General features: G+C 32.7%; 23 protein-coding genes, 1 tRNA gene and 2 pseudogenes. 15 read left to right on the forward strand and 11 right to left on the reverse strand.

Annotation, left to right across the window (positions count from 1 at the left end; all coding sequences use genetic code 11):
* Positions 1 to 19 precede the first annotated feature (19 nt).
* The 4 genes from BMZ76_RS11015 to fahA all read right to left on the reverse strand — a co-directional run bounded on the left by BMZ76_RS11015 (position 20) and on the right by fahA (position 5,051).
* Positions 20 to 1,213, reverse strand: coding sequence for an argininosuccinate synthase (locus BMZ76_RS11015; RefSeq protein ID WP_091206160.1), 1,194 nt, complete (start codon positions 1,211 to 1,213; stop codon positions 20 to 22).
* Between the two features lie 123 nt (positions 1,214 to 1,336).
* Entirely contained in the window at positions 1,337 to 1,954 is a 618-nt protein-coding gene (locus tag BMZ76_RS11020; RefSeq protein ID WP_091206163.1) for a GNAT family N-acetyltransferase, read from the reverse strand.
* Positions 1,955 to 2,427: 473 nt separating this feature from the next.
* Positions 2,428 to 3,612 (reverse strand): hypothetical protein, encoded by a 1,185-nt coding sequence (locus BMZ76_RS11025; protein WP_091206167.1) that lies wholly within the window; start codon positions 3,610 to 3,612, stop codon positions 2,428 to 2,430.
* A 155-nt stretch (positions 3,613 to 3,767) separates the two neighbouring features.
* Positions 3,768 to 5,051 (reverse strand): fumarylacetoacetase, encoded by a 1,284-nt coding sequence (gene fahA, locus BMZ76_RS11030; RefSeq protein WP_091206171.1) that lies wholly within the window; start codon positions 5,049 to 5,051, stop codon positions 3,768 to 3,770.
* A gap of 108 nt (positions 5,052 to 5,159) precedes the next feature.
* Here fahA and glyA point away from each other — a divergent pair, with 108 nt between their 5' ends.
* The 9 genes from glyA (at position 5,160) to BMZ76_RS11075 (ending at position 13,908) form a co-directional block, all read left to right on the forward strand.
* Positions 5,160 to 6,434 carry a serine hydroxymethyltransferase gene (gene glyA / locus BMZ76_RS11035; RefSeq protein ID WP_091206175.1) on the forward strand — a complete coding sequence of 425 codons (1,275 nt, stop codon included), beginning with the start codon at positions 5,160 to 5,162 and terminating at the stop codon, positions 6,432 to 6,434.
* Positions 6,435 to 6,576: 142 nt separating this feature from the next.
* Entirely contained in the window at positions 6,577 to 7,170 is a 594-nt protein-coding gene (gene miaE / locus BMZ76_RS11040; RefSeq protein WP_091206179.1) for a MiaE family protein, read from the forward strand.
* Between the two features lie 198 nt (positions 7,171 to 7,368).
* On the forward strand, positions 7,369 to 7,929 hold the full coding sequence (locus tag BMZ76_RS11045; protein WP_091206183.1) for a helix-turn-helix domain-containing protein: 561 nt from the start codon (positions 7,369 to 7,371) through the stop codon (positions 7,927 to 7,929).
* A gap of 30 nt (positions 7,930 to 7,959) precedes the next feature.
* Positions 7,960 to 8,412: a response regulator gene (locus BMZ76_RS11050; protein WP_244281798.1), complete on the forward strand. Its 453-nt coding sequence runs from the start codon at positions 7,960 to 7,962 to the stop codon at positions 8,410 to 8,412.
* An 11-nt stretch (positions 8,413 to 8,423) separates the two neighbouring features.
* Positions 8,424 to 10,220 carry an ATP-binding protein gene (locus BMZ76_RS11055; RefSeq protein ID WP_091206186.1) on the forward strand — a complete coding sequence of 599 codons (1,797 nt, stop codon included), beginning with the start codon at positions 8,424 to 8,426 and terminating at the stop codon, positions 10,218 to 10,220.
* A gap of 30 nt (positions 10,221 to 10,250) precedes the next feature.
* On the forward strand, positions 10,251 to 10,748 hold the full coding sequence (locus BMZ76_RS11060; RefSeq protein WP_091206189.1) for a GNAT family N-acetyltransferase: 498 nt from the start codon (positions 10,251 to 10,253) through the stop codon (positions 10,746 to 10,748).
* 126 nt (positions 10,749 to 10,874) lie between these two features.
* Entirely contained in the window at positions 10,875 to 11,969 is a 1,095-nt protein-coding gene (locus tag BMZ76_RS11065; protein ID WP_091206192.1) for an efflux RND transporter periplasmic adaptor subunit, read from the forward strand.
* Entirely contained in the window at positions 11,969 to 13,225 is a 1,257-nt protein-coding gene (locus BMZ76_RS11070) for an ABC transporter permease (RefSeq protein WP_091206197.1), read from the forward strand. Before BMZ76_RS11065 ends, BMZ76_RS11070 begins: the two co-directional genes overlap by 1 nt.
* A 2-nt stretch (positions 13,226 to 13,227) precedes the next feature.
* Entirely contained in the window at positions 13,228 to 13,908 is a 681-nt protein-coding gene (locus tag BMZ76_RS11075) for an ABC transporter ATP-binding protein (protein ID WP_091206200.1), read from the forward strand.
* Between the two features lie 3 nt (positions 13,909 to 13,911).
* Here the strand turns inward: BMZ76_RS11075 and BMZ76_RS11080 are convergent, their stop codons facing one another.
* Entirely contained in the window at positions 13,912 to 14,481 is a 570-nt protein-coding gene (locus BMZ76_RS11080) for a pentapeptide repeat-containing protein (RefSeq protein ID WP_091206205.1), read from the reverse strand.
* A 101-nt stretch (positions 14,482 to 14,582) separates the two neighbouring features.
* Positions 14,583 to 15,017 carry a DUF6526 family protein gene (locus BMZ76_RS11085; RefSeq protein WP_091206210.1) on the reverse strand — a complete coding sequence of 145 codons (435 nt, stop codon included), beginning with the start codon at positions 15,015 to 15,017 and terminating at the stop codon, positions 14,583 to 14,585.
* A gap of 212 nt (positions 15,018 to 15,229) precedes the next feature.
* Between BMZ76_RS11085 and BMZ76_RS11090 the strand changes: the two genes are divergently transcribed.
* The gene (locus BMZ76_RS11090) at positions 15,230 to 16,273 is read left to right on the forward strand and encodes an NAD(P)-dependent alcohol dehydrogenase (protein ID WP_091206213.1); all 1,044 of its coding nucleotides are present in this window, start codon (positions 15,230 to 15,232) and stop codon (positions 16,271 to 16,273) included.
* Between the two features lie 94 nt (positions 16,274 to 16,367).
* Here the strand turns inward: BMZ76_RS11090 and BMZ76_RS11095 are convergent, their stop codons facing one another.
* Positions 16,368 to 18,527 (reverse strand): S9 family peptidase, encoded by a 2,160-nt coding sequence (locus tag BMZ76_RS11095; RefSeq protein WP_091206216.1) that lies wholly within the window; start codon positions 18,525 to 18,527, stop codon positions 16,368 to 16,370.
* Positions 18,528 to 18,824: 297 nt separating this feature from the next.
* Here BMZ76_RS11095 and BMZ76_RS11100 point away from each other — a divergent pair, with 297 nt between their 5' ends.
* From BMZ76_RS11100 to BMZ76_RS11110, 4 genes and pseudogenes are all read left to right on the forward strand, one after another.
* Positions 18,825 to 19,148 carry a DUF6444 domain-containing protein gene (locus BMZ76_RS11100; RefSeq protein ID WP_091206220.1) on the forward strand — a complete coding sequence of 108 codons (324 nt, stop codon included), beginning with the start codon at positions 18,825 to 18,827 and terminating at the stop codon, positions 19,146 to 19,148.
* A gap of 264 nt (positions 19,149 to 19,412) precedes the next feature.
* Positions 19,413 to 19,589, forward strand: a complete 177-nt coding sequence (locus BMZ76_RS16495; protein ID WP_167547455.1) for a hypothetical protein — start codon at positions 19,413 to 19,415, stop codon at positions 19,587 to 19,589.
* 117 nt (positions 19,590 to 19,706) lie between these two features.
* Positions 19,707 to 20,114, forward strand: a complete 408-nt coding sequence (locus tag BMZ76_RS16500) for an IS66 family transposase (RefSeq protein ID WP_396230408.1) — start codon at positions 19,707 to 19,709, stop codon at positions 20,112 to 20,114.
* A pseudogene (locus BMZ76_RS11110) lies at positions 20,096 to 21,169 on the forward strand (IS4 family transposase). Before BMZ76_RS16500 ends, BMZ76_RS11110 begins: the two are co-directional and overlap by 19 nt.
* A gap of 638 nt (positions 21,170 to 21,807) precedes the next feature.
* On the opposite strand, the gene BMZ76_RS11115 reads toward BMZ76_RS11110, so the two are convergent.
* Positions 21,808 to 21,884 (reverse strand) — tRNA-Arg (locus BMZ76_RS11115).
* 145 nt (positions 21,885 to 22,029) lie between these two features.
* Here BMZ76_RS11115 and BMZ76_RS11120 point away from each other — a divergent pair.
* Positions 22,030 to 22,491: pseudogene (locus tag BMZ76_RS11120) on the forward strand (adenine phosphoribosyltransferase).
* Here BMZ76_RS11120 and BMZ76_RS11125 read toward each other — a convergent pair.
* From BMZ76_RS11125 to BMZ76_RS11135, 3 genes are all read right to left on the reverse strand, one after another.
* Positions 22,481 to 22,627 carry an SsrA-binding protein gene (locus tag BMZ76_RS11125; RefSeq protein ID WP_091206227.1) on the reverse strand — a complete coding sequence of 49 codons (147 nt, stop codon included), beginning with the start codon at positions 22,625 to 22,627 and terminating at the stop codon, positions 22,481 to 22,483. The pseudogene BMZ76_RS11120 and the gene BMZ76_RS11125 sit on opposite strands and share 11 nt — an antisense overlap.
* A 78-nt stretch (positions 22,628 to 22,705) precedes the next feature.
* The gene (locus BMZ76_RS11130) at positions 22,706 to 24,589 is read right to left on the reverse strand and encodes a M56 family metallopeptidase (protein WP_091206232.1); all 1,884 of its coding nucleotides are present in this window, start codon (positions 24,587 to 24,589) and stop codon (positions 22,706 to 22,708) included.
* Positions 24,590 to 24,612: 23 nt separating this feature from the next.
* Positions 24,613 to 24,981 carry a BlaI/MecI/CopY family transcriptional regulator gene (locus tag BMZ76_RS11135; protein ID WP_091206235.1) on the reverse strand — a complete coding sequence of 123 codons (369 nt, stop codon included), beginning with the start codon at positions 24,979 to 24,981 and terminating at the stop codon, positions 24,613 to 24,615.
* Positions 24,982 to 25,235: the final 254 nt, after the last annotated feature.

Here is a 25,235-nt window from a genome sequence, read left to right on the forward strand (position 1 = left end):
TCACGACCATATTATTATATTAATCGTGTGTCAGTTTATTTACAGATGAAAATATGTTTTGGGCATTCCCCAGAATTTTGATAAATCCTTTGGCGTCGTCAGAAGTCCAGGCGTTGTTCATTTCTCCGTATTGTCCAAAAGTAGTATTCATTAAATCATTTTCAGATTCAATTCCGTCCAATGTAAAGTGATATGGCTTTAGTGAAACGATAACGGTTCCGTTTACAGTGGTTTGGGTATCTTCCAGAAAAGCCTCGATGTTTCTCATTACAGGATCCAAGAATTGTCCTTCATGAAACAACATTCCGTACCAGTTTCCTAATTGTTCTTTCCAGTATTGTTGCCATTTACCCAGCGTATGTTTCTCTAATAAATGGTGTGCTTTGATGATGATTAAAGGCGCAGCGGCTTCAAAACCAACTCTTCCTTTTATTCCGATTATCGTATCACCAACATGAATATCCCTACCAATTGCATACGCGCTGGCTAATTTTTCTAAAGCAACGATGTTTTTTGTTGGGGTGTCCAATGTACCATTGATTCCTACTAATTGTCCTTTTTCAAATTGTAAGGTCACTTTCTCTTCACCCGTTTTTTGCAATTGCGAAGGATACGCTTCACTTGGTAAAGTTTGATTGGACGTCAATGTCTCTTTACCACCTACGCTTGTTCCCCACAATCCTTTGTTGATGGAATATTGTGCTTTTTCCCAAGAATAATGAACTCCATGTTTAGATAAATAATCCACTTCTTCCTGTCTTGATAATTTTAAATCCCTGATCGGAGTGATGATTTCAATTTCGGGAGCAATGGTTTGGAAAATTAAATCAAAACGAATTTGGTCATTTCCTGCACCGGTGCTTCCGTGCGCGATTGCTTCAGCACCAACAGATTTTGCATATTTAATCGCTTCGATAGCTTGAAAAACACGCTCGGCACTTACGGATAATGGATAGGTATTATTTTTTAATACATTTCCATAAATCAAATATTTAATGGCTTTATCATAATATTTATCGACGATAGTTAAATTAACATGCTGCGCACTTCCTAGTTCGTAAGCTCTTGCTTCAATATCCGCTAACTCCGTTTCATCAAATCCGCCTGTATTTATAAGAACGGTATGAACTTCATATCCTTTTTCGTTTTTTAAATATTTTAGGCAATAGGAGGTGTCTAATCCTCCGCTGTAAGCTAATACTACTTTTTTCATGATATTATTTTTTTTCCTTCCCCCAACCCCCTCCGAAGAAGAGGACCCGAAACCGGCAAAGGGGAATTTTTATTTATGTGTTTTTTTTTGGCTCCTTGGCTTCCTCCGCTTCGGGGAGGGGATTTATTTTTTTAAGAATAAGGCTTGCTTTATTGATTTTAATCGGTTTAAAATTTTGACATTAAATGGATGTTCAGGCGGGTCTTTAGGCTTTTCTTTTGGGTCATAAAGCATTCCGGTACACAAACACATTTTGTTGTCTTTACTTTGTAAAATCTCAAAATTAGTACAGGTTTTACAACCGGCCCAAAAAGTTGGATCTGTCGTCAATTCTGAAAACGGAACCGGTTTGTATCCCAAATCAGAATTGATTTTCATTACTGCTAATCCAGTTGTAATTCCGAATATTTTAGCATCTGGGTATTTCTCCAAAGAATAGTCAAATACTTTCGATTTAATTTGTTTTGCCAATCCTAAATTTCTGTAATCAGGATGAACTATCAATCCTGAATGTGCCACATATTTACCGTGCTGCCAACTTTCAATGTAGCAAAAACCTGTAAATTTCCCGTTGTCTAATGCAATTATGGCATCTTTACTTTCCATTTTTTTCTGGATGTATTCAGGAGTTCTCTTAGCAATTCCCGTACCTCTTAATAGTGCGGATAATTCTATGGTATCGCATATTTCCTGCGAATATTTATAATGTTCTTCCTGAGTTATAATGATAGAAATCTTCATTTCAAAAGCTGAATTTTGAGTTATAAAATGATTTTAATATTTGTTTTTGAAATGTATTTTTACCAAATTCAAATACAATATCAAAACTGTTGATTGTTGTGCAATAAATTGAACTACAATGCGATAGCATTAAATAAGTATTAGTTTTTGGATAAATTAATCCAATGGAAAATAGCGGTGATTTCAAAACAGAGAAAATGAAAAATGAATAAAAATACGAAACAGCTTTTGGGTACTATAGTTATAGCATCCGTACTTCGGGAGAAGTGGTAAGTCTGTTTGTCCGTGACAAAGAAGTTATATGTAAACTTGATTTATTCATTGGTCCAAAAGTACACATATTTTTATAACGCAACACTACTTTTGTGTTTTCTAACAAAATTTTAATGTTTTGTTGATTTATTTAAATTAAAAAACTTCTTGATAAAAGTGATTATCAAGAAGTTTTATGAAATAGTAAAGTCTTTAAAGTATTAGTTTCTAAAGCTGTTTCGGGTGATAATATCTTTAATTTTAGCTTTTAAGTCAACTCCAGTGTCATAAACCATTTGTTCAGTACTAGGAAAAGGAATTGGACTTCTGTCAAAATAGGAATAATAATTATCGTCAGCGGCGAGTCGGTCTCCTTTGTAAGTGGAATAAATATTTTCGAAAATAAACTCGCTGGTTAAAGGAAAAGATTGTAAAAGTTGATTGTTTCTGAAATTTACATAATCCACTTTAGCCGTAATTTGGCAGGATTTAAATTGTCTGAATTCATAAATTCGGGCTGTTACAGTTTTGAGATTATCTACCATAACTACTTTACCTTTTTCGTCCAGCACTTCTTTACCGTTTGCATCAATCAGTTTTTTGAAACCATCTTTGATAATTCGTTCTTTTACAAATTCACTTTCTTTGATTTGCTCTGGCGAAATGTAAATTTCTCGAAAATTAATCATCATTCCGTAATCATAATTGATTCCTTTTTGTTTGTTGCTGTGGTAAACAGTCCATTTATCGTTTAATCCTAATGTACTAAAATCCAATAAATCATTTTGAAGATGGATCGGAATAATCATGTTGGTTTCGTTTTTGGTGTAAACCGAAACATAATCGAAACCTCTAAATTTTGCATCGTCCGTCAATCGCGAAACATCTTTGTAATTGGGATTTATCTGATTCAAATAAGTCAAATCATCATAAGCCTTTCGGAAATTCATTTTATCAGAAGTGGCCATTAATTTTTTGGCATTAGTGTACAAATAAGCGGACAAAGCATTTTTACTGTCAATGATTTGTTCGTTATAACTATCAAACGGGAAAACGGCATTTCGTCCTTCTTTGATTAACCTTAAAGGAAGTAAAGGTTTGATTTTTTCCTGCCGATCATTCAATTGTAAATACGTATTGTACAATTTTTCCAATTGAGCTGGATTAGCATCTTTAGCCAATAAATTAATGGCATTCAAATCCCGATCTTTTGCTTTGGCGAAAGCCTCTTCGAGCAAGTAAACATAGTCTTGTTTGCCTTTTTTATCTTTATTGGTTCGCAAATTGGATGCTGCGTTATCAATTGCCTGATCGTAATTTCCGGAGCCTACTAAATTTTGCGTTTGCTTTACGCCGCAGGAGAAAATAATAAAAAACAAGAATAATGAAAGAGTAATTTTTTTCATAAGCGATATGATTAACGAATTGATTTTTGATGGAAATATTACTTTTTTTAAACAGATTAATTATTCTGATTTGCAAAATCCAAAAATAATGCCATAAAAAAAACCTAACAAAAATAGTATAGTTGTTAGGTTTTTCGAATCGATGTTTATTCTTTTTATTTTCTAACGAAAGGTGGCAATAGCTTACTGGAAACTTCACCGAAACCAATGCGAACATGTCCGTTTTGACAATGTCCTTTCATGATTACAGTATCATTATCATTGATAAATTTACGTTCAGTTCCATCTTTTAATTGTATTGGGTTTTTTCCGCCCCAAGTCAATTCAAGCATCGATCCAAAACTGTCTGGAGTAGGCCCGGAAATGGTGCCAGATCCCATCATATCGCCTGAATTTACACGACAACCGTTAGAAGTGTGGTGTGCTAATTGCTGGCTCATTGTCCAATACATGTATTTAAAATTAGAATGAGAAATAACTGTTGCTTCCCCATTTTCAGGCTGAATGGCCACTTCTAAATTAATGTCGAAAGAATGTTTTCCTTTTTGTTGCAAATAGGGAAGAGGCGTTGGTTCTTGTTTTGGACCTTTAGTTCTAAAAGGTTCCAAAGCATCCATCGTAACAATCCAAGGAGAAATTGAAGAAGCAAAACTCTTTGCCAAGAATGGTCCTAACGGAACATATTCCCATTTTTGAATATCGCGGGCACTCCAGTCATTCAGTAAAACCATTCCGAAAATATAATCTTCTGCCTCAGTTACAAGAATATTTTCACCCATAATATTGACATCGGTTGTGATGAATGCAGTTTCCAATTCAAAATCCACCGAACGTGAAGGTCCAAAAACGGGCGTAGTTTCACCATTTGGCAACATTTGTCCCATTGGTCTGTGTACTGAAATTCCCGAAGGAATTACAGTAGAACTTCTTCCGTGGTACCCCACAGGAATGTGCAACCAGTTTGGTAATAATGCATTTTCAGGGTTGCGGAACATCTTTCCTACATTAGTGGCATGTTCCTTACTGGAATAAAAGTCCGTGTAATCACCAATAAGCACCGGTAATTGCATTTCTACATCTTCCATTCTGAAAATTATGATGTCTCTATCTTTGGCATTATCTTGCAATTTCGAATTTGTCACATCAAAAAGTTCTGCAATTCGGTTTCGAACCAAACGCCATGTTTTTTGACCATCAGAAATAAAATCATTCAAAGTGTCCTGCATGAACATATCATCCGTCAGTTCAATGCCTTCAAAATAATTTAATTGTTGTAAAGCTCCTAAATCAATGGCGGAATCCCCAACTCTGGTTCCTACGGTTACTATGTTTTCTTTAGTAAGAAAAACTCCAAATGGAATATTTTGAATAGGAAAATCACTATTGACAGGTACTTCTAGCCATGATTTTCTGTTGGTATCGTTAGCTGTTATTGGCATATTTTGTGAATTATTTTGTTAAAAAATTACTTATCAAATATATTATAATCTAACTATTAACCAAACGTTTTTTTGTATTTTTGCATCAAATTAACGAAAATCAAAAAAATGCAACGCGACGAACAAATTTTTGACCTTATTCTAGAAGAACAGGAGAGACAAATTCACGGATTAGAACTTATTGCATCGGAAAACTTCGTAAGTGACGAAGTGATGGAAGCAGCTGGTTCTGTTTTAACTAACAAATATGCCGAAGGATATCCAGGCAAAAGGTACTACGGAGGTTGCGAAGTAGTTGATGTTGTAGAGCAAATCGCTATTGACAGAGCCAAAGAATTATTTGGTGCGGCTTATGCAAATGTACAGCCTCACTCCGGTTCACAAGCAAATACAGCGGTTTACCACGCTTGTATCAAACCAGGCGATAAAATTTTAGGTTTTGATTTGTCTCATGGTGGACACCTTACGCATGGTTCGCCAGTTAATTTTTCAGGACGTTTGTATACTCCTTCATTTTATGGTGTAGACAAAGAAACAGGACGATTGAACTATGATAAAATTCAAGAAATAGCTACGAGAGAACAACCAAAATTAATTATTGCAGGAGCTTCGGCGTATTCTCGTGATATGGATTTTGAGCGTTTCAGAGTAATTGCTGACAGTGTTGGCGCTATTTTATTGGCTGATATTTCTCATCCTGCAGGTCTTATTGCGAAGGGTTTGATGAATGATCCATTACCTCATTGCCATATTGTAACAACTACAACTCACAAAACATTACGTGGGCCTCGCGGAGGTTTAATATTAATGGGTAAAGATTTCGAAAATCCATTTGGTTTAACCACCCCAAAAGGAGAAATCAGAATGATGTCATCTTTATTAGATTTAGCTGTTTTCCCTGGAAATCAAGGTGGTCCGTTAATGCACATTATTGCTGCAAAAGCAGTAGCTTTTGGTGAAGCGTTGAAAGATGAATTTTTTACGTATGCTTTGCAATTGCAAAAAAATGCGAATGCTATGGCAGATGCTTTTGTGAAAAGAGGGTATGAAATCATCTCTGGTGGAACAGACAATCACATGATGTTGATTGATTTAAGAAACAAAAACATTTCTGGAAAAGATGCTGAAAATGCATTGGTAAAAGCAGAAATTACTGTAAATAAAAATATGGTTCCATTTGATGATAAATCACCATTTGTAACGTCAGGAATCCGAGTAGGAACTCCAGCTATTACCACTCGTGGTCTGGTTGAAGAAGACATGGAAACAATAGTAGAACTGATTGACAGAGTACTAATGAACCACACTAACGAAGATATTATTGAAGAAGTGGCTAATGAAGTAAACGAAATGATGAGCGAAAGAGCTATTTTCGTATACTAATTTTTAGTTTAAGGTTTAAGGTTTAAAGTTTAAAGTTTTGTGTCTCAAAAAGGTATCACAAAATTTTGAACTTTAAACTTTTTTCATTTTAACGGAACTTTAAACTTTAAACTTTTTTTTCAAACTTTAAACAAACTTTACAATGTCTGTATTAAGATTAAAATTACCAACCGATCCGAGATGGGTGAATATTGTAGAAAAAAACATTGAAGAAATCTTGACAGATCATGCTTGGTGTGAACAAAAAGCAGCTACAAATGCCATTACAATTATCACTAATAATTCGGAACATCAGGATTTAGTTCAGGATTTATTGGCTTTAGCCAAAGAAGAAATCGACCATTTTGAACAAGTGCATAATATCATCATCAAACGAGGCTTGAAATTGGGGCGCGAACGCAAAGATGATTATGTGAATGAATTGTATTTGTATATGAAAAAAAGTGGAAATGGAAATCGGGTTTCCAGTTTGGTGGAACGGTTATTATTTTCGGCAATGATCGAAGCTAGAAGCTGCGAGCGTTTCAAGGTGCTTTCGGAAAATATTCAAGATGAGGAATTGTCTATATTCTACAGGGATTTAATGGAAAGTGAGGCGGGGCATTACACCACATTTATTACATATGCCCGAAAGTATGGAGTGGGTATCGATGTAGAAAAACGCTGGAGAGAATGGATAGAATTTGAAGCGTCTGTTATAGGAAATTACGGAAAAAACGAAACGATTCACGGTTAGATTACCAAATTTTTTATTAATATTAAGAATTTGTCCTTTTTTTAATTACTTAAAATCAATTAAAAATCAGCTGCTTATAATTGATTTTGTTTTTTACAAGCACTGAAATTGTTATTAATTTTAGTAATTTGTTACCGTTTTATAATTTTTGATATACATTTATATTTTTAAGTTCAACTCTACTAATTAGTAACTGCAATGAAGCTCAATTATAATTATGATGGAAATATTGCTTGCAGAACAATATTACAAGATCAATTAGAAAAATTAAATATAAACTATCAATTACTGGATTTAGGCCAAATTGAAATTAGTGATAATATTTCTGAGGATACTTTTGAGGAACTTCAAACTTCACTCAAAAGATTTGCAATTCATATCATCGATAATCCAAAAGGACAGTTAATCCAAAAAATTAAAGATGCTATAATTGAAATTATTTATGATAAAGAAAAATTTCCTAACACAACAATTTCTCAATACCTAGCTGATAAATTGAATTATAGATATGGATATATGACGAATATTTTTTCCGAATACACGCATACATCCATAGAAAATTTTATTATTATTCAGAAAATTGAAAGAGCAAAAAAATTTATTATCGACGGAGAATTAAGTTTGACAGAGATTTCGTATGAACTAAATTACAGTAGTGTGGCTTATTTGTCAACTCAGTTTAAAAAAGTAACAGGATTAACACCTTCCATGTTTAAAAGAGTAATTGATAAGAGAAGAAAATTATCAAATACGGAATAGAAAAATAATGAAAATAATACCCACTATTATATGATTACACATCAAGATCCAATGCATATTCTTTTAGCCGATGATGACGAAGATGATCGCACTTTTTTTAGTGAAGCTATTACGGAGCTTAAAATGGATAATAAGCTGACTTTATTTAAAGATGGTAAAGATTTGATGGATTATTTGGAGCTTCCTAATATCAAGTTGCCTCATATTTTATTTCTAGATTTAAATATGCCCGGGAAAACTGGAATAGATTGTCTAAAAGAAATTAGAGCTAATACTCGTTTTAAAGACGTTTCGGTTGCCATATATTCAACATCATCATCAAAAAAAGATATTGAAGATACCTTTATTGAAGGTGCCAATATTTACATAAAAAAACCAAATGACTTTTCTATGTTGAAAAAAGTCATTAAAGAGGTAGTAAATATGAATTGGCAATTTCATACCTCAGGATTAAATATAGAAACTTTTTTCTTTAGCATTTAATAAAAAAAAAGATGAAATTTTTAAAATTATTTAAAAATTCTCAAGTATTCAAATTAGCCTTGGGTGTCGCTATTCTTGTCGTTTGTTATTTTGGGTCGCAGTTCTTTTCTCAGATGCAACGACTCACGTCAACACTTGAGTTAATCGCAAAATCCAATGAGACTCAACTGGAAATGGAGAAGCAGTTATCTATAATAAACAGCTACGATTACAGTTTACGTAATTACATTATTACTAAAGATGAATCCTATTTACAAAATCGATTTCTGAATAGAGGAATAATCGAGGAAGGAATAAAAAAATTAAAAGTATTAACTGTAAATGATCCGATAAGAAATAAAGATATTCTGACACTTGAAAAACTTATCAATCACAGGTTTAAATTATTCAGAGAAACATTAATTGCTGCTAAAAGTAGTAATGTAGATCAGTTGGGACTTAATTCTAAGTTGAAGAAAAGTAATGATTACACGGAAATGATGAAATTGTTTGTCTACAAAATAATTAATTCAGAACGATTAAAAACCAAATTTCAAAATTCGAATCATCAATTTGAACTTCAGGATTCGTTACTGACTGCTTTCCTATTAATTATTTTATCGCTTCTAATCCTGTTGCTTTCATTTAACAAAACCAATGGTGATATTGAAGACCTTAAGCAAGCGAATGATAAATTAATGTTGCTTAATGAGTCATTTAATGCGGCTGAAAAAACGGCTGGTTTTGGTCATTGGATGGTTAATTTAGAAACAAATCAATATACTTTTTCAGATAATATGTATCGGCTCATGGGAGTTAAACCCAATGCATTTGAATCCACTCTAGAAAATTCAATCAAATACTTGCATCCTGATGATTTAGAATATGTTACGCAAGTTCATAAAGATTCTTTGGTCAATCATCAATCAACTTCTATTGTGTTTAGGTTTTTAACCGCAATTAATGAGGTGAAATATATCATGGGTGTTGGCAGTTTTACTAGAGACGGAAACGGTAATATGATTAAAATAGGGGTAAATTATGATATTACAGATCAGTATAAAAGAACGCTTGAACTGGAGGAAAATAATAAAGAGTTAAAATATATAAATTCAGAGCTTGAATCTTTTAATAATATTGTAAGTCATGATTTGCAGGAGCCACTTCGTAAGATTCAAATGTTTATATCCAGAGTAGAAGAAAAAGAATTTGATGGGCTTTCACAGCAAGGAAGAGATTATTTTTCTAAAATTAGAATTGCAGCGAACAGAATGCAAACATTGCTTATTGATTTAGTTAATTATTCCAGAACCATAAAGGGCGATATAGTTTTTGTTGAAACAGATTTAAACAAAATTATATCCGATACGATCCAAGATTTGACAACAAATATTGAAGAGAAAAGTGCAATAATTCATATTGGACAATTACCAATAATTAAAGCAATTCCATTTCAGCTAAAACAGCTATTTATAAATTTAGTTTCAAATTCGCTAAAATATAGTCAGGAAGGTAATATACCTCAAATCAACATCACTTCTGAAGTTATTACAGAGGAAGAAGTTTCTAAATACGAAATAATTAATAAGGAAGATTATTATAAAATAGTAGTTGAAGATAATGGAATCGGCTTTAAACAAGAATATGCTGAAAAAATATTTCTTTTATTCAAACGTTTAGAAACTGATCCTAAATATTCAGGAACAGGACTTGGTTTAGCAATCTGTAGTCGAATTGTAGAAAATCACAAAGGATTTATTAAAGTAAAAAGTGAACCTAATCGTGGTTCAAAATTTTATATTTTCCTTCCTAAAGGAGATTTAGTTTAATTTTAATAATTTTCAAAAAAACTACAGCTAATGTTAATAATTTCGGGGGCAACAACTAAAGATCTTAAATTAATCAGAGAGATTGCATATGGTTCTTGGCCGGATACTTATGGTGCGATTTTATCCAAAGAACAGATTGACTATATGCTCAATTTGTTTTACTCAGAGGAAACTTTAAGCGAGAATTTAAATAAAAAAGGCCATCATTTTATACTACTTCATGACGACACTAATTGTATAGGATTTGCATCGTTTGAGCATAATTATTTAAATAAAAATCACACCCGATTGCATAAAATTTATTTACTTCCGCGAGCGCAAGGCAAAGGCGCTGGAAAGTTGTTAATTGATACGGTTGAAAAATTAGCTACAGAAAATCATTCAGGTGTTATTTCATTAAATGTAAATAAATTTAATAAAGCGCTTTCTTTTTATCAAAAAATTGGTTTTAAAGTGGTCGCTGAAGAAGTTATTGAATTAGATTTTGGTTATTTAATGGAAGATTACAAAATGGAAAAGAAATTGTAATAATTTTTTAAATTGTAGTTTTTGCTAATAATTATGCAAGGGTGAATTTGCGGTAAAACTTTATATTATCGTACATTTGATAGTAAGAATTTATCCAAACATATCGATGTTTCAAATAAAGACAAAATGAGTTTTAAATCAATAATATTATTTTATTTACTTATTTTCAGTGTAATAAGTTGTTCTAAAAAAAGTATCGAAGAAACGAAACCTACTTTGGGAGATGTAACTGAAAGTGTTTATGCTTCCGGAGTTATCAAAGCAGTGGGGCAATACACGGTCTACGCTACTGTAAACGGCACATTACAAAAAGTAAATGTTACCGCTGGTCAATCCATTACTAAAGGACAGTCTTTATTTGAATTGGAAAGTGATAAAGCGGAATTGAATACGGAAGACGCTCGTTTAACGTATCAATTAAGTCTGGAAAGCAGTCGGTATATTCAAGATAAAATTGCCGAAATGGAAATGAAAGTCCAATCAAGCAGAGATAAATTGACGTTAGACGAATCTATATATAACCGAAATAAAAACATCAAAAGTCAGGGAGGTATTTCGGAAGTTGATTTTGAAAGAGTAGAATTAGCGTTTAAAAGTTCCAAAATTAATCATGAAGCTTCTAAAAAACAATTGGCACAACTCAAAGCCCAATTGAGGAATGATCAAAGCAAAAATTCTGTCAATCTGCGAATAAACCAGAAATCCCAAAGTGATTTTAGCGTCAAAAGTGCCTTTTCCGGACGATTGTTTGATGTCTTGGTAAAAGAAGGAACATTAGTTACAGCGCAAACTCCTTTGGCGATAATTGGTCAATCCAATTCCTTTTTATTGGAATTAGAAGTTGATGAAAATGATATGGTTCGCGTGAGCACGCGACAAAAAGTATTGGTGACAATGGATAGTTATAAAGGACAGGTTTTTGAGGCCGTCGTTGATAAAATTTATCCGATAATGAACGAGCGTTCCCGTACTTTTAAAATCGAAGCATCTTTTATAAAACCTCCCCAAAAACTGTATCCAAATCTAACCGCTGAAGCCAATATTATCATTCAGATAAAGCAGAATGCCATCACGATTCCAAAATCATATTTGATAGAAGGCAAATATGTTTTAGTAAACAAAGAGGAAAAAAGAGAAGTGAAAACCGGTTTGAGCGATTATCAAAAAGTGGAAATAATATCAGGATTAACCGCTGAAGAAACGATTTATAAACCCAAATAATGAATTTTAAACTGATTTTAAATATTGCAATGCATTTGCTTCGTGCAAGATTGAAGCAAACGATTGTTGCTGCTATTGGCGTAACGTTCAGTATTGCCATGTTTATTGCTTTGGTTAGTTTTATGAATGGTTTAAATGATTTATTGGATGGATTAATGCTCAATAGAACGCCTCATGTACTGCTGTATAACGAAATAAAGCCTTCGGAAAATCAACCCATACTTTCATCCGAAGCGTTCAAGAAAAAAACCAATTTTGTTCGTTCGATAAAGCCGAAAGACCGTGGAAAATCAATTTATAACAGCAAAACAATTTTGGCTGTTTTGAAACAAGATTCTCGCGTGATTGATGTTGCCCCAAAGGTGACTTCGCCCGTTTTTTTTAATTCGGGGACGATTGAAATCTCAGGGATAATTAATGGAATTGATGTTTTACCTGAAGATAAATTATTTAAAATCAGTGATTATATTATAGAGGGAAAAGTAGCTGATTTGCTTCAGAATAATAGTATTATTATTGGAAAAGGTTTGTCGGATAAAATGCTTTTTACCAAAGGTGACATTATCAAGATTACCACTTCTAAAGGGAATTTAGCTTCGCTTAAAATTGTGGGTATTTCCGAAATTGGGATTGCTGAAATCGACAATGTGACGAGTTATACATCTTTGGCTACAGCCCAAAAAATATTGGGAGAACCTACTAACTACATCACCGATATTCAGGTAAATTTATATAATATGGCTGCTGCGCCTGCTGTTGCAAAAGAGTTTCGGGATACTTTTAATGTGGATTCGACCGATTATCAAACGGCAAATTCTCAGTTTGAAACCGGAAGTACGGTGCGAAGTATCATTTCCTATTCCGTTGGAGTGGTTTTGCTGATTGTTGCCGGTTTTGGAATTTATAATATTCTGAACATGATGATTTATGAAAAAATGGATAGTATTGCGATTTTGAAAGCCACTGGATTCTCCGGTAATGATGTGAAATGGATTTTTGTTTCGCTTTCTATCATTATTGGTCTTGCTGGAGGATTGTTTGGTTTGCTGTTTGGCTATATTTTCTCTTCAATTATTGATGTTATTCCGTTTGAAACGGCTTCGTTACCTACTGTGAAAACTTATCCTATTAATTACAATCCGCTATTTTATGGTATCGGGATTACTTTTGCATTATTTACAACGACCATTGCCGGACTTTTTCCTGCTTTAAAAGCCAGTAAAGTAGATCCAGTAGAAATTATCAGAGGGAAATAAAGATGGAAAATAATACTGTTTTAGAGACAATTGGTCTTAATAAATATTTTTACAACCCTGTAAAATTTCAAGTGTTGAAAGAAATAAGTATGCGAGTAAATCATGGCGAATTTGTTTCTATCGTAGGAAAATCGGGCTGTGGAAAATCGACTTTGTTGTATTTACTTTCTACGATGGATACGGAATATGACGGTCAAATATTAATTCATAACGAACTTGTTACCGGAAAAACCGACAAAGAATTAGCGTTAATCAGAAATGAAAAAATAGGTTTTGTATTTCAGTTTCATTACTTGCTGGCAGAATATAATGTGTTGAAAAATGTAATGTTACCGGGAATGAAATTAGCTAAATATTCAGATAAAGAATTAGAGCATCGCGCTATGGAACATTTAAAAACACTCGACATGGAAGATCAGGCACTGAAAATGCCAAATCAATTAAGCGGTGGACAAAAACAGCGGGTAGCTATTGCACGTGCTTTAATAAACGATCCGTGGATTATAATGGGCGATGAACCTACAGGGAATTTAGACAAGAAAAATAGTGACTTGGTTTTTGATATTTTTAGTAAATTAACCCAAGAGAAAAATCAGACTTTATTAGTGGTTACACACGATACTGATTTTGCCCAAAAAACTGACAAAATTATAATTATGGAAGACGGAAAAATAATTTCTTAAGTACTATTCAACTATAATTTCATGTTTGTAGAGTAGTCCTTTTATTCCTTCTAAAGCAAAAACGGCTTTCTTTAATTTTGTTGTTTTGGGATCAATCGTGTAATTATAACTGGTTTTAAAATTAGCTTTGTTGGCAATTGCTTTTCCAAATTCAGAACGGTGTAAGTCGCAGTTGTCAAAAACGACTTCAGTCAAATCAGTGCTCATGAAATCGACTGCAATAATACTGCAATTGGTGAATGGTGTTCCTTTGATTTTTAAGGTATAAAATTTGGAAAAATCCAAAATACAATCATTAAAAGCAATTTCGAAAATCAATTTGTCGCACATGGCAAAATTGACGTCTTTAATATCACACCCATTGAAAGTTACAGTTCTAAAGGCAACATAATTAATTTTGGCATTGCTAAAAGTGCAATCATTAAAAGTACAGTCTATGAAAGTAACCGCCACAAAAACACATTGGGAGAAGTTACAATTGGTAAAAGTACAGCATTCAAATTCTTTAAAATTGACTTCTTCTTCCTTATACGTAATGTCTTTGTAATCAATATCTAGAAAATATTCTGCCATTTATGGGTTTTAAATTCAGTTTTTATTACTTTCTCTTCACCACAAAGAAACAAAATTCGGAATTGTTAAATTGGGTAAATTTGCCTTATTATTTTGGAACATTAAACTCTTTGATAGTCGCCTTTCCAGTGCTGAATCGCTTTCTTAATTTCCTTTCCCGAAAGACTTTCCTTCAGCGCTCTTTGCGTAAGTGCGGGAAATTCATCGTCTGGGGCAAAACGCAACGCAAATAACTGGTCGTCATTTAATTGGTGTTCAAAATCTTCTAATCTTTTTCCGGTAATAGAAAAATATCGATATCGCAGTTCTAGACGTACCAACCGATTTTGTAGAGTCAAAGCATAATGCTGACGCAACATAAAGGCAAGGCAAAAAAGCACTATAAAAACAACACTGATAAATCCCCAAATCAGTGAATCTTCAGTTGTGAAACTAAAATAAATGCTGAAAGCTAAAAACGCCATTATGATGGGATAATATACAAAATGATGAGGCGGATAATACCGAATGTGATTTTTATAAGATTGTGTTTCCATGATTTATTTTTTTTAAAGATACTCAAAACAAAGTATTTTGATAATGAACCAGATTTTTTATTCCTGGAAAACTAAAATTATAGAAGTTTCAGTAATTGTTAATGGTTGTATTTTTATTTCAACGAAGTTAATGCTAAATTTTGGGAAAACCTTTGGAATTCCTATGACTTCCAACTGGAATTAATTCCATAATTTTATAAAAAATAAAAGATATGATACCTACGAAAGGATACGCAGTAAAGGATTCAAAAACAGATTTAGCCCCTTGGAATTTTGAACGACGAGAAGTTGGGCCACATGATGTACAATTCGACATTCAATTTTGTGGTGTTTGTCATAGTGATCTTCACCAAATAAAAGATGATTGGGGTGGAGCAATATTTCCAATGGTTCCGGGACATGAGATTGTAGGGAAAGTGATAAATGTAGGAAGTCATGTCAAAAAGTTTAAAGTAGGAGATTTAGCTGGTACAGGATGTCTGGTAGATTCTTGTAGAACTTGTGAGAACTGTAAGGAAGGTTTAGAACAATTTTGTTTAAACGGAAGTACTGAAACGTATAATGCCTTGGGACAAGATGGGAAAACACCCACTTATGGTGGATATTCCAATACTATTGTCGTTCATGAAGATTTTGTTTTGCATATTTCAGATAAATTAGATTTAGCTGCGGTTGCTCCATTGCTTTGCGCTGGAATTACTACTTATTCTCCATTAAAGCATTGGAAAGTAGGGAAAGGACACAAGTTAGCTGTTTTAGGTTTAGGAGGTTTGGGTCATATGGCTGTTAAATTTGGTGTTGCTTTTGGTGCAGAGGTTACTGTGTTGAGTACATCTCCAGAGAAGGAAGCCAATGCCAAAAAATTAGGTGCTCACAATTTTATTGTGACTAAAGATGCAGACCAACTAAAAAGTGTAACAGGATATTTCGATTTTATTCTTGATACTGTTTCTGCTCCACATGATTTGAATCTGTATTTGTCATTGTTAAGAGTAAACGGAGTGCATATTTGTGTGGGAGTACCGCCAACACCTTATGAGGTTCGTGCTTTTAGTTTGATAGGTGGCAGAAAAAGCTTAGCGGGTTCTTTGATTGGTGGATTGCCAGAAACGCAGGAAATGCTTGATTACTGTGCAGAACACGGTATTGTTTCTGAAATCGAAATGATTGATATCAAAAACATAAATGATGCTTACGACCGAATGATTCGAGGCGATGTGCGTTACCGTTTTGTAATCGATATGGCAACATTATAAAAAAAAAAGCCCTGTACGTTTAATAATGTACAGGGCTTTTATGTTTTTCTAAAATTTAAATTCTAATGTATGAGTGTGTAAGTTTAAGTTGATTTTACTTTTTTTCAATGGATCTTTCAAAAAATTCATAAGTTCGTAGCATTTGATCCATTCGTTGGCGATTGTCACCATTTCGAGTGATTTCATGAGTTGCTCCCGGGTGTACGACAAACTCGACTGGTCGATTTAATACTTTTAAACTACGAAACATCATTTCTGCCTGAATAAAACCGGTACGACGATCGTTGCCACCATGAAAAATAATGAAAGGTGTTGTAATATTTTGGACATAGCTGATTGGTGATTCACGAGTTAGAATTTCCTTTACCTTTGGTTCCCACGGATACCCTCCAAAATAATTTGGAACTAATCTCCATGCGTTTCCTTCTCCAAAAAATGTGTTAAGATCATATACACCGCGTTGCGCGCAAGCAGCTTTGAAACGATTATCATGACTTATGATCCAAGCTGTTAGGTAACCTGCATAAGAACCTCCCGTAATAAGTAATTTGGAGTTGTCAGCCCAACCTTCTTCAATAGTTTTGTCTAATGCTGTTAATACATCACTAGCTGGACCTTTGCCCCAATCATTAATATTACCTCTTAAAAAATCCAAACCATATCCGCCAGAACCTCTTGGATTACTATAAACGATGCCGTATCCTTTACTGCAAAAATATTGGTATTCGTGCCACATACTTTCTTCACCTGGACCCCACATTGCTGATGGGCCACCATGAATTTCTAACAATAATGGATATTTTTCTCCTTGTTTGTAGTTGGATGGTTTCATAATCCAATATTCTACAGTCATCCCTAAATCGTTAATAAATGTTTTCTTTTCAGGAAAAGATAATTTTTTATTTGTAACCCAATCATTAAAATCACTTACTTTTTTTTCATTTTTAAAATTGGCATCAGCAAAATATAATTCAGAAGGATTTGATACCTGAGTTTTAGAAAATACAATTGTATTATTTGCGATGTCAAAACTTGAAATACCAATGTCAACGCTGGATAAAATATCTATTTTTTTTGTTAATCGGTTAATTCTGTGCAATACATTACCACCGTCCATTTGAGAGGTAAAGTACAGATATTTGTCATCTTTACTCCAGGTAAGATTCGATTTATTTCGATCAAAAGGGATTGTTACAATATCTTTCTCGCTGCCATTCATGGGCATTATCGATAATGAAGAAACGGCTATAAAAGAAGTATTACTGGAGAGGAAAGCTAACCATTTTCCTGATGGAGATAAAGTAGCATTGTTGTATCTTTTACCGCTTTCGCCAAGTATCATTTTAAAATTTTCGCCATTTGTGTCAGCTGTAAAAACCTCACTTTCTAATGAACGATCTGCATTTTCTATTGTGTCTACATCTCCTGATAAAATTATTTGTTTCCCGTTTGGGGTATAGTCAGCAGTACTAAAACTATAAAATCCTTTAGTAAGTAAACGAGGTTCAGCATCTTTGGAGACATTTATTTCAAAGAAGTGATTAAAATTCATTTCTGAAGAAACATTTGACTCACTTTGAAAATTCAATTTATTCAAGACGATTGCTTTTTTATCTAGTGCATTCTTATCTAAATAGGCTCTTATTTCTAATAAATTTCCGTTTGGATTTGCTTTTGCATTAGTAGTCAACAAATGTTCATTTTTATCAAAACCGGGTTTCTCCATTTTCCAAGTAGGAATTGTTTTTGATTTGTTTAAAATAGAGTCTTGAAGTAAATCTCTTAACGGGATGCTTGAAGAAAAAAGTATTCTTTTGCCATCTGGCGACCACTTCGGATTGGTTGCACCGTATTTATGTTTTGTCAATTGGATAGGTTCTCCACCTTCCATTAATAATATAAAAATTTGCATTTTGTCCTCTACAGAACGGATAAAAGCAATTTTTTTGCCGTCAGGGCTCCATGCCGGTCTTGTTGCTCCATCTTTATTTGTAGTAAGTTGCGTGGGTGCAGAATTTTTTGAAGTAGTGGTAGTAAAAATCTGTGTGAGATATTTGTATTCTAATTTATTATTTTCATCGGCTTCAATTGAGGTCACAGTAAAAGCAGCTCGTTTCCCATCTTGAGTCAGCGTTACATTACTAACTGTTTTAATTTTCAACATATCTGTAATATCAACAGCTTCTGTTCCATTTTGAGCGATTGCGGATTGTAATTGTATTAAAAACAATAGTAGGATTAAAAATTTTCTCATCGTTTTGATTTTGTTAGGGGTGGTTTTTTGTTTTTATGTTAGTCTTATTACAACTGATATGAATCTAATTAATTTGCTTAGCGTTGTACTTTCATTTAGTAAATATATAAAATAAAAGCCTGTTGTTTGGTAACTATTCAGCCTGTTCCAAAAAAATATAGTTATGAACAATTTCCGTTTTGTGTTATAGAAAAACAGCTTTATTGTGAATATTTGTTCATTACTAATTAACAACTATATGCTTGATTTTCTTTGCTTTTTATGGGTTTTGTTTCCTTTGTGTCAAATAAATAGAAATTGAACTCCGGCAAAATACGTGTTACTGAATTAGAGAAAAAAGTTATCCGATTAGAATCATTAATTGAAAAATTACTTGATAAAATCGAGTTCTTAACGTATCGAAAAAACAGTCGTAATAGTATAGTTTCACTATCTAAAAATGAGAATAGACCTTTGAAAAACCAAAGTCTCCGCACTAAATTTGGCAAGAAAGCGGGCGGACAGCGAGGACACGAAGGCACTACGCTAAAAATGGTTGAGAATCCAGATCAAATGATCAATTACAAACCTGATTTTTATAATTGTTGCGGACATAATTTGTCCCACAAGCCAGAAGAGTGACTTTTAAAAAGACAATTGGTTGATATTCCAATTATTTTCCCAAAATATACAAAGCATCGAATTATTAAAAAAACGCGTTATTGTAGTCATCAAAACAAGTCTGATTTTCCGAAAAACGTAAGAGCAACAATAAGTTACGACGCTAATATTCAAGCCATAATTGCCTATATGCATACTGGTCAATACTTGCCTTTTGAGAGAATGAGCGAATATTTTAGAGACGTTTGCAATCTGCCTATTTGACGAGGTACAATTTGCAATCTCTTGGATGGTTTTGATCTAAAAGCACAACCTGCAAATGATTTAATTGCTCAAAAAGTATCGAACGAAAAAGTTGTTGCTGCTGATGAAATAGGCATTAGAGTAAATGGTAAAAATGGTTGGTTTTGGAGTTGGCAAAGCAAGTTTGCTACATTTGTAGTGTTTTCAAAAAATAGATGAACAGCTACTATTGATACTAATTTTTTCCAAGGGTTTCATATTGCAGTTTTAGTCCATCATTGTTGGCCAAGTCATTTTCAAATCCAATTCAAAACACACCAATTATGCATTACGCATTTGTTAAGAGTACTTATATTTCTTGAACAACGCTTTGATTCCAATTGGGCTACAAACTTCAAAAGGACATTGTATGAAGCTTTAGAACTTAAGAAAAATTTAGACCAAGAGCAATATAACAATCCAATCTTAGAAAGGGATAAAATAAGAATCTCTTTAGAAGTTTTATTAGAAAATCCACTTCCTGAAAATCAAAAGATACTGCGTGCATTCCATAAACGAATGATAAAACACAAAGAATACATTCTTACTTTTCTCCATCTTTTCCACGTACCTTTTGATAATAATGCATCGGAAAGAGCAATAAGAAATGTAAAAGTTAAACAAAAAGTATCGGGTCAGTTCAAAACTATGTCAAACATTTCAAATGCAATGATCATTTTTTTAGTATGGTTTTTTGCTGTTTAGAAAAGTGTAATTCTTTGCGTGAGGTTACTGGTGGGATGCTTGGTTTATCGGGCAAAGAGGAAATTGTTAGAATCAATCATCTTCCAAAAAAGACTACTTTGGCGGACACAAACAAGGGTAGGAAAGTGGTGTTTTTTGAAGAAATTTATAACAACTTGCTCAAGAAATATAGCTTTCTTTTGTCGGACAGCCGAGTTGAGATAGCGTTAGAAAAAAAGGTTAAAATCGTTGATAGCACCACAATAAGTCTGTTTAAAGACGTCTTAAAATGTGTTGGAAGAAAGTATTATGACGGAAAGAGCAAGGGCGGAATCAAGTCGCATAGGGTGATAAATACTGATGAAAAAGTTCCAAGTTTACTTTGGTTTACCCCAGCTAGAACACATGATCATAAGTTTTTAGAAAAGCTAAAATGCGATGAACATACTGTTTATATATTTGATAAAGGATACAATGATTAGAAGGCTTTTGCACATTTTACCAAGCAAAGCACAGGTTTTGTAACTCAAATAAAAGACAATGCAAATTATGAAGTAGCACAAAAAAACCTAATTCCAGAGAACATTAACAGCGGTTTTTTATCGAATGAAATCATTGAGGTTGAAGTTAATAAAGGAAATGGAAAAACCAAATTGAAACTACGAAAAATAAAAAACTATGACAGAGAACACAAAAAAAGTTTTGAGTTTATTAGTAATTTGTTTGAATTTAGAGCAGACACAATAGCTGCAATTTATAAAATAAGATGGCAAATCGAATTATTATTCAAACAAATCAAGCAAAATTTCCCCCTAAAATATTTTTTAGGAGATAACGAATACGCTATTAAAATTCAAATTTATTGTATCCTGATAATAAATCTTTTGATGGGAGTTGTAAAGAAAAGTTTGAAAAGGCAATGGTCTTTCTCGAATTTAGTTAGTATTTGTAGAATTCATTTATTCAACTATATTCATCTAACCAAATTTTTAGAAAGTACTGAAAACGACTGGGAATTAGACATAGAAAACGATGGTCAATTAGGACTATCTGATGATTATTTGGCGACTGGATAAAATTCGATAAATAAAACTAAAAATTATATTTTTTCATTTATCAAATTCTCGTGACAGCACTAAAAAATAAGCTAAAGCAGCGGAAAACCTCGATAAGTATTGAAATATATAGAAAAATTAACATTCCGAAATTTTTATCGGACAACAATGTATTTTAATGTTTGTTTACTATAAAATTTTCCCATAATATCACGAAATGATTTCATTATTTAAAATGAAAAGCAATAAGTTATGTATCTAAAAAGTCTATTTCAAAACTTTTTAGATACATAACTTAACGGAAATTAAAATGTTGTAAAAAGTGATATATGGATATTTTTTAATAATATATTTATAACTCAAATAGATTAAAATTTAGAATCCCGATTTTAATCCAAACTATTTGAAAAATTCTAACTATCATAAGGCGATTTATCTCGTTGAAATTGGAATGCAATAATTATAAATGAGGTGTTAAAAACGAGTTGATTTTTAGGTTCTAAATTTCTATTTTTAATGGTGTAGTCAGGAGTGTAGTGAATAGTGTATTAGGAAGGTATTTGGTTTTCGAGGTTTTTTTGGTATATTAGCTCTAATTACTTGATTTTAGTACACTTTTCGATGTAAAACATAAAAAAACCCCAACATCTGTTGGGGTTTGGTGACCTTGACTGGATTCAAACCAGTAACCTCTTGAGCCGTAATCAAGTGCGCTATTCAGTTGCGCCACAAGGCCGTTTTGCAAACCGTTTTATTATCCTGCTTGCGGGTGCAAATATAGGCATAAATGTGTAATTTGCAAGTGTAAAATTGTAAAAAAATAAAAAAATATGGTGTTGAAAAATTATATCTGTGATATTCAGGGTTTTCCCAAAGAATGAATTTTTTTTAGAGACATTACTCCATTGTTAATTGATCCCAAAGCAAGGAATTAATGCCTTGAAATATAGCTTTCATCCTTAAAAAATAAAAAAATTGACACGGAAATAGGAGTAGCGAGTCGTGGATTTTTCTTTGGGATGTTGATAGCACAGGAATTAAATGTTGGTTTTATTCCGGTTCGAAAGCCTAACAAGTTACCTTATGAAATCATTTCGGCAACGGATGATTTGGAATATGGAACGGATACTTTAGAAATTCATACCGATGCGATTCAAAAAGGAGATAGAATCTTACTTCACGATGATGTATTAGCAACTGGAGTAACGGCAAAAGCGGTATGTGAATTGTTCGCAAGTTTAGGCGGCGAAATCGTGCAAAGCAATTTCCTTAAGGAGTTAGCTTTCCTTAATGGAAAAGCAAAAATTAAAGACAATGATATTTTTGCCGCAATCACTTCTTAGATAATGCACGAGTGGTCACATAATATTTATAACCAATAATTGCCATTTGCCATTTCGTGGCTTTCGCCAAATCTAACCGCTGTTTGGTGAAACTAGGTAAAATGACTTTGTTGATTTGTGCTAGGATTTTGTACATACGGTTTTGTTTTAGACAAAGATATAAAAAAAGACGGTCTTGATAAGGACCGTCTTTTTTGGCTATTTAGGGGAGTTATTATTTTTTTCTTTCGCGTTCCAAGTTAGAATGATATTCTTCCATTTGTTGTTCGTACACTTTCATTTTTTTTTCAAAAACTTCCATTTCTTTATTGAATGGTTCCATTTTCTTATCAAATTCTGCCATTTGCTTATCGAAAGCTTCCATTTGAGGCTCTAGTTTTTTCATTTTAGCCTCGAAGTCTTCCATTTTCTTTTCAAACTCTTTCCAAGCTTTTTTATCTCCTTTAATTGGATCACCCTTAGGTGCTTTTGGTGCTTTTGGAAATGCAGGAGGAACTGGAGTTGTAATATTAAAAACTGGCGGTATTGGCGGCGTTGGAGGAACTGGTAAATTTCTCTCTTGAGAATATTGGATTCCATTTTTGGTTATAATTCGGATTGTTTTATCATCTTTATTTACATCCATTCTCTCAATTGTATTTTGATCTAAACGTTCTAATTCATTTTGAGACACTTTTTCATTATTGATGTAAATGTCATTCTCGTTAATCATTTTCCTATGATTATTAGTAATGATTCGGATTTCCTGTTTGTTATCATTCTTATTGACATTCATAGTCGAAATTTCATTAGGATCTATTTTATCCAAATCATCTTCACTTACTTTTTTGCCGTTGATAAAAATTTCTTTTTCAGTTACTGACGGTGCATTTGGAGCAACAACAATACTTTTTTGATTGATCATTTTTTCATCTGAACCAAAATTTACGGTAAGCATTCCATCATCATTTTTAGATATTGTAATTCCAAATTCATTTATGGCATCAGTTCCTTTTGTTTCCATTTTCTGTGCAATTTCTTTTCCTTTTTTTAAATCAACTTTTATAGCGGTCAATTCGTTTTTGGAATTTCTTTTGATTCCGGAAAAAGTAGCAATTATGGCATAGTTTTCTTTTAAATTACTTGATTTTTCTTTTAGTTCCTCATCAGTAGTATTTTTATTTATTTTGTATACATCGACTGAATTTTCATTTGTTTTTGAAGGTTCCGTAATAATTTGTTCTGATTTTTTTTCCTGTGCAATGGTTTCAATTTGAAATGAAAATACAAATGCGACTAATGCCGGAAGAATTAAAATGTACTTCCAAGAATTCGATTTTTTTGATTGATTTTTGTTTAACATAACGATTCGTTTTTTGATTAATGATTGATAAAAATGATTAGTAATGGCGACACAATTTTCGTGTGTTGTTATTTTTAAAAGCGTGAACTGATACGCTTTTTTGTCGGATATCTTTTTTGTGGCTTCGTCGTCAGCAATGTATTCCAAGTTTTGTACAATTGCTTTTTTATAAAACCAAATAAATGGATTAAACCAAAACACAATACAAAACAATCTTGAAATCAATACATCAACAGTATGATTTTGCTCACTATGAACTTTTTCGTGCTCCAAAATATTTTCTAATTCGGAGGTGCTGTATAAAGAAGAGTTATAAACTATAGTATTAAAAAAAGAGAAAGGAGCGAGGTTGTCTTGTATGTCTATAAATTTAAAATCAGCTTGACGTTTTATGGTTTTTCCTTTAAATACTTTTTGTAAACTGTAAAAATCAAAACCGAATTTAATTAATAGATACAATGTACCAATACAGTACATTACTGCTAATCCCAGATAAATATACTCTTCTGTATGATCTTCATCAACAATTGTGTTTATGGGCAATGATGACCAATCATAATTTACAGGAGTTGATTCTACCCATATTATTTTCGTTAAAACGACTAACGGCAAAAGAACGGAAGTAAATAAACCCAATAATAGAAACCAACGATTGCTTGTAAAAAAGGTTTCTTTTCGCAACAAAAAATGATAAGCCCAATAAAAAAGAGCAATTAATCCACTGGATTTGATAAGATAAATATAGAATGCTTCCATAATTATTGTTGTTAATATAAAGTTTATATTTCCTCTTTTTGACTTTCAATCATTGCCAAAATCTCTCGTAATTCAGCTGCAGAAATTTTCTCTTCTTTGGCAAAATGCGATACCATATTTTTATAAGAACTGTTAAAATAATTATCGATTGCAGTATTCATAAAACGTTTTCTATAATCTTCTAAACTCACGATAGGATAGTACTGGTGCGTGTTTCCAAAAGCATTGTGTGACACAAAACCTTTTTCTTCCAGATTGCGAACAATAGTAGAAAGTGTGTTATAGTGGGGCTGATCTTCGGTGATTTCGGCCATGACTTCTTTTACGAATGCTTTTTTGAGCTTCCATAAAATATGCATTATTTCCTCTTCTTTATTAGTCAGTTTTTGCATGATTTTTTTATTTGAATCAAACGTACAACTATATTTCTAGTTTACAAACTATTTTTATAGTTATTTAACTAATTTTTTAGTTTTTAACTTATTTAGAGTTTTAAATTAAAGATTCATGTTGCTAGTTATATACTTTTAAGGGAGTTAATTTGGAAAGATAGATGCGCTTCATTTCAGATGCGTTGTTTTGAAAAAGAGGTCGCGTGAGGGATAGGAGCTAGCTACCAAAGTAGCGCGTATAGCCCGACCGCATT

This window comes from Flavobacterium xueshanense (assembly GCF_900112975.1).
Classification (GTDB): Bacteria; Bacteroidota; Bacteroidia; order Flavobacteriales; family Flavobacteriaceae; genus Flavobacterium; species Flavobacterium xueshanense.

Bases quoted from the DNA above. Each gene is read 5' to 3' on its own strand.
- BMZ76_RS11015 (WP_091206160.1), bottom strand. From the start codon at position 1,213: ATGAAAAAAGTAGTATTAGCTTACAGCGGAGGATTAGACACCTCCTAT.
- BMZ76_RS11020 (WP_091206163.1), bottom strand. From the start codon at position 1,954: ATGAAGATTTCTATCATTATAACTCAGGAAGAACATTATAAATATTCG.
- BMZ76_RS11025 (WP_091206167.1), bottom strand. From the start codon at position 3,612: ATGAAAAAAATTACTCTTTCATTATTCTTGTTTTTTATTATTTTCTCC.
- fahA (WP_091206171.1), bottom strand. From the start codon at position 5,051: ATGCCAATAACAGCTAACGATACCAACAGAAAATCATGGCTAGAAGTA.
- glyA (WP_091206175.1), top strand. From the start codon at position 5,160: ATGCAACGCGACGAACAAATTTTTGACCTTATTCTAGAAGAACAGGAG.
- miaE (WP_091206179.1), top strand. From the start codon at position 6,577: ATGTCTGTATTAAGATTAAAATTACCAACCGATCCGAGATGGGTGAAT.
- BMZ76_RS11045 (WP_091206183.1), top strand. From the start codon at position 7,369: ATGAAGCTCAATTATAATTATGATGGAAATATTGCTTGCAGAACAATA.
- BMZ76_RS11050 (WP_244281798.1), top strand. From the start codon at position 7,960: ATGATTACACATCAAGATCCAATGCATATTCTTTTAGCCGATGATGAC.
- BMZ76_RS11055 (WP_091206186.1), top strand. From the start codon at position 8,424: ATGAAATTTTTAAAATTATTTAAAAATTCTCAAGTATTCAAATTAGCC.
- BMZ76_RS11060 (WP_091206189.1), top strand. From the start codon at position 10,251: ATGTTAATAATTTCGGGGGCAACAACTAAAGATCTTAAATTAATCAGA.
- BMZ76_RS11065 (WP_091206192.1), top strand. From the start codon at position 10,875: ATGAGTTTTAAATCAATAATATTATTTTATTTACTTATTTTCAGTGTA.
- BMZ76_RS11070 (WP_091206197.1), top strand. From the start codon at position 11,969: ATGAATTTTAAACTGATTTTAAATATTGCAATGCATTTGCTTCGTGCA.
- BMZ76_RS11075 (WP_091206200.1), top strand. From the start codon at position 13,228: ATGGAAAATAATACTGTTTTAGAGACAATTGGTCTTAATAAATATTTT.
- BMZ76_RS11080 (WP_091206205.1), bottom strand. From the start codon at position 14,481: ATGGCAGAATATTTTCTAGATATTGATTACAAAGACATTACGTATAAG.
- BMZ76_RS11085 (WP_091206210.1), bottom strand. From the start codon at position 15,017: ATGGAAACACAATCTTATAAAAATCACATTCGGTATTATCCGCCTCAT.
- BMZ76_RS11090 (WP_091206213.1), top strand. From the start codon at position 15,230: ATGATACCTACGAAAGGATACGCAGTAAAGGATTCAAAAACAGATTTA.
- BMZ76_RS11095 (WP_091206216.1), bottom strand. From the start codon at position 18,527: ATGAGAAAATTTTTAATCCTACTATTGTTTTTAATACAATTACAATCC.
- BMZ76_RS11125 (WP_091206227.1), bottom strand. From the start codon at position 22,627: ATGTACAAAATCCTAGCACAAATCAACAAAGTCATTTTACCTAGTTTC.
- BMZ76_RS11130 (WP_091206232.1), bottom strand. From the start codon at position 24,589: ATGGAAGCATTCTATATTTATCTTATCAAATCCAGTGGATTAATTGCT.
- BMZ76_RS11135 (WP_091206235.1), bottom strand. From the start codon at position 24,981: ATGCAAAAACTGACTAATAAAGAAGAGGAAATAATGCATATTTTATGG.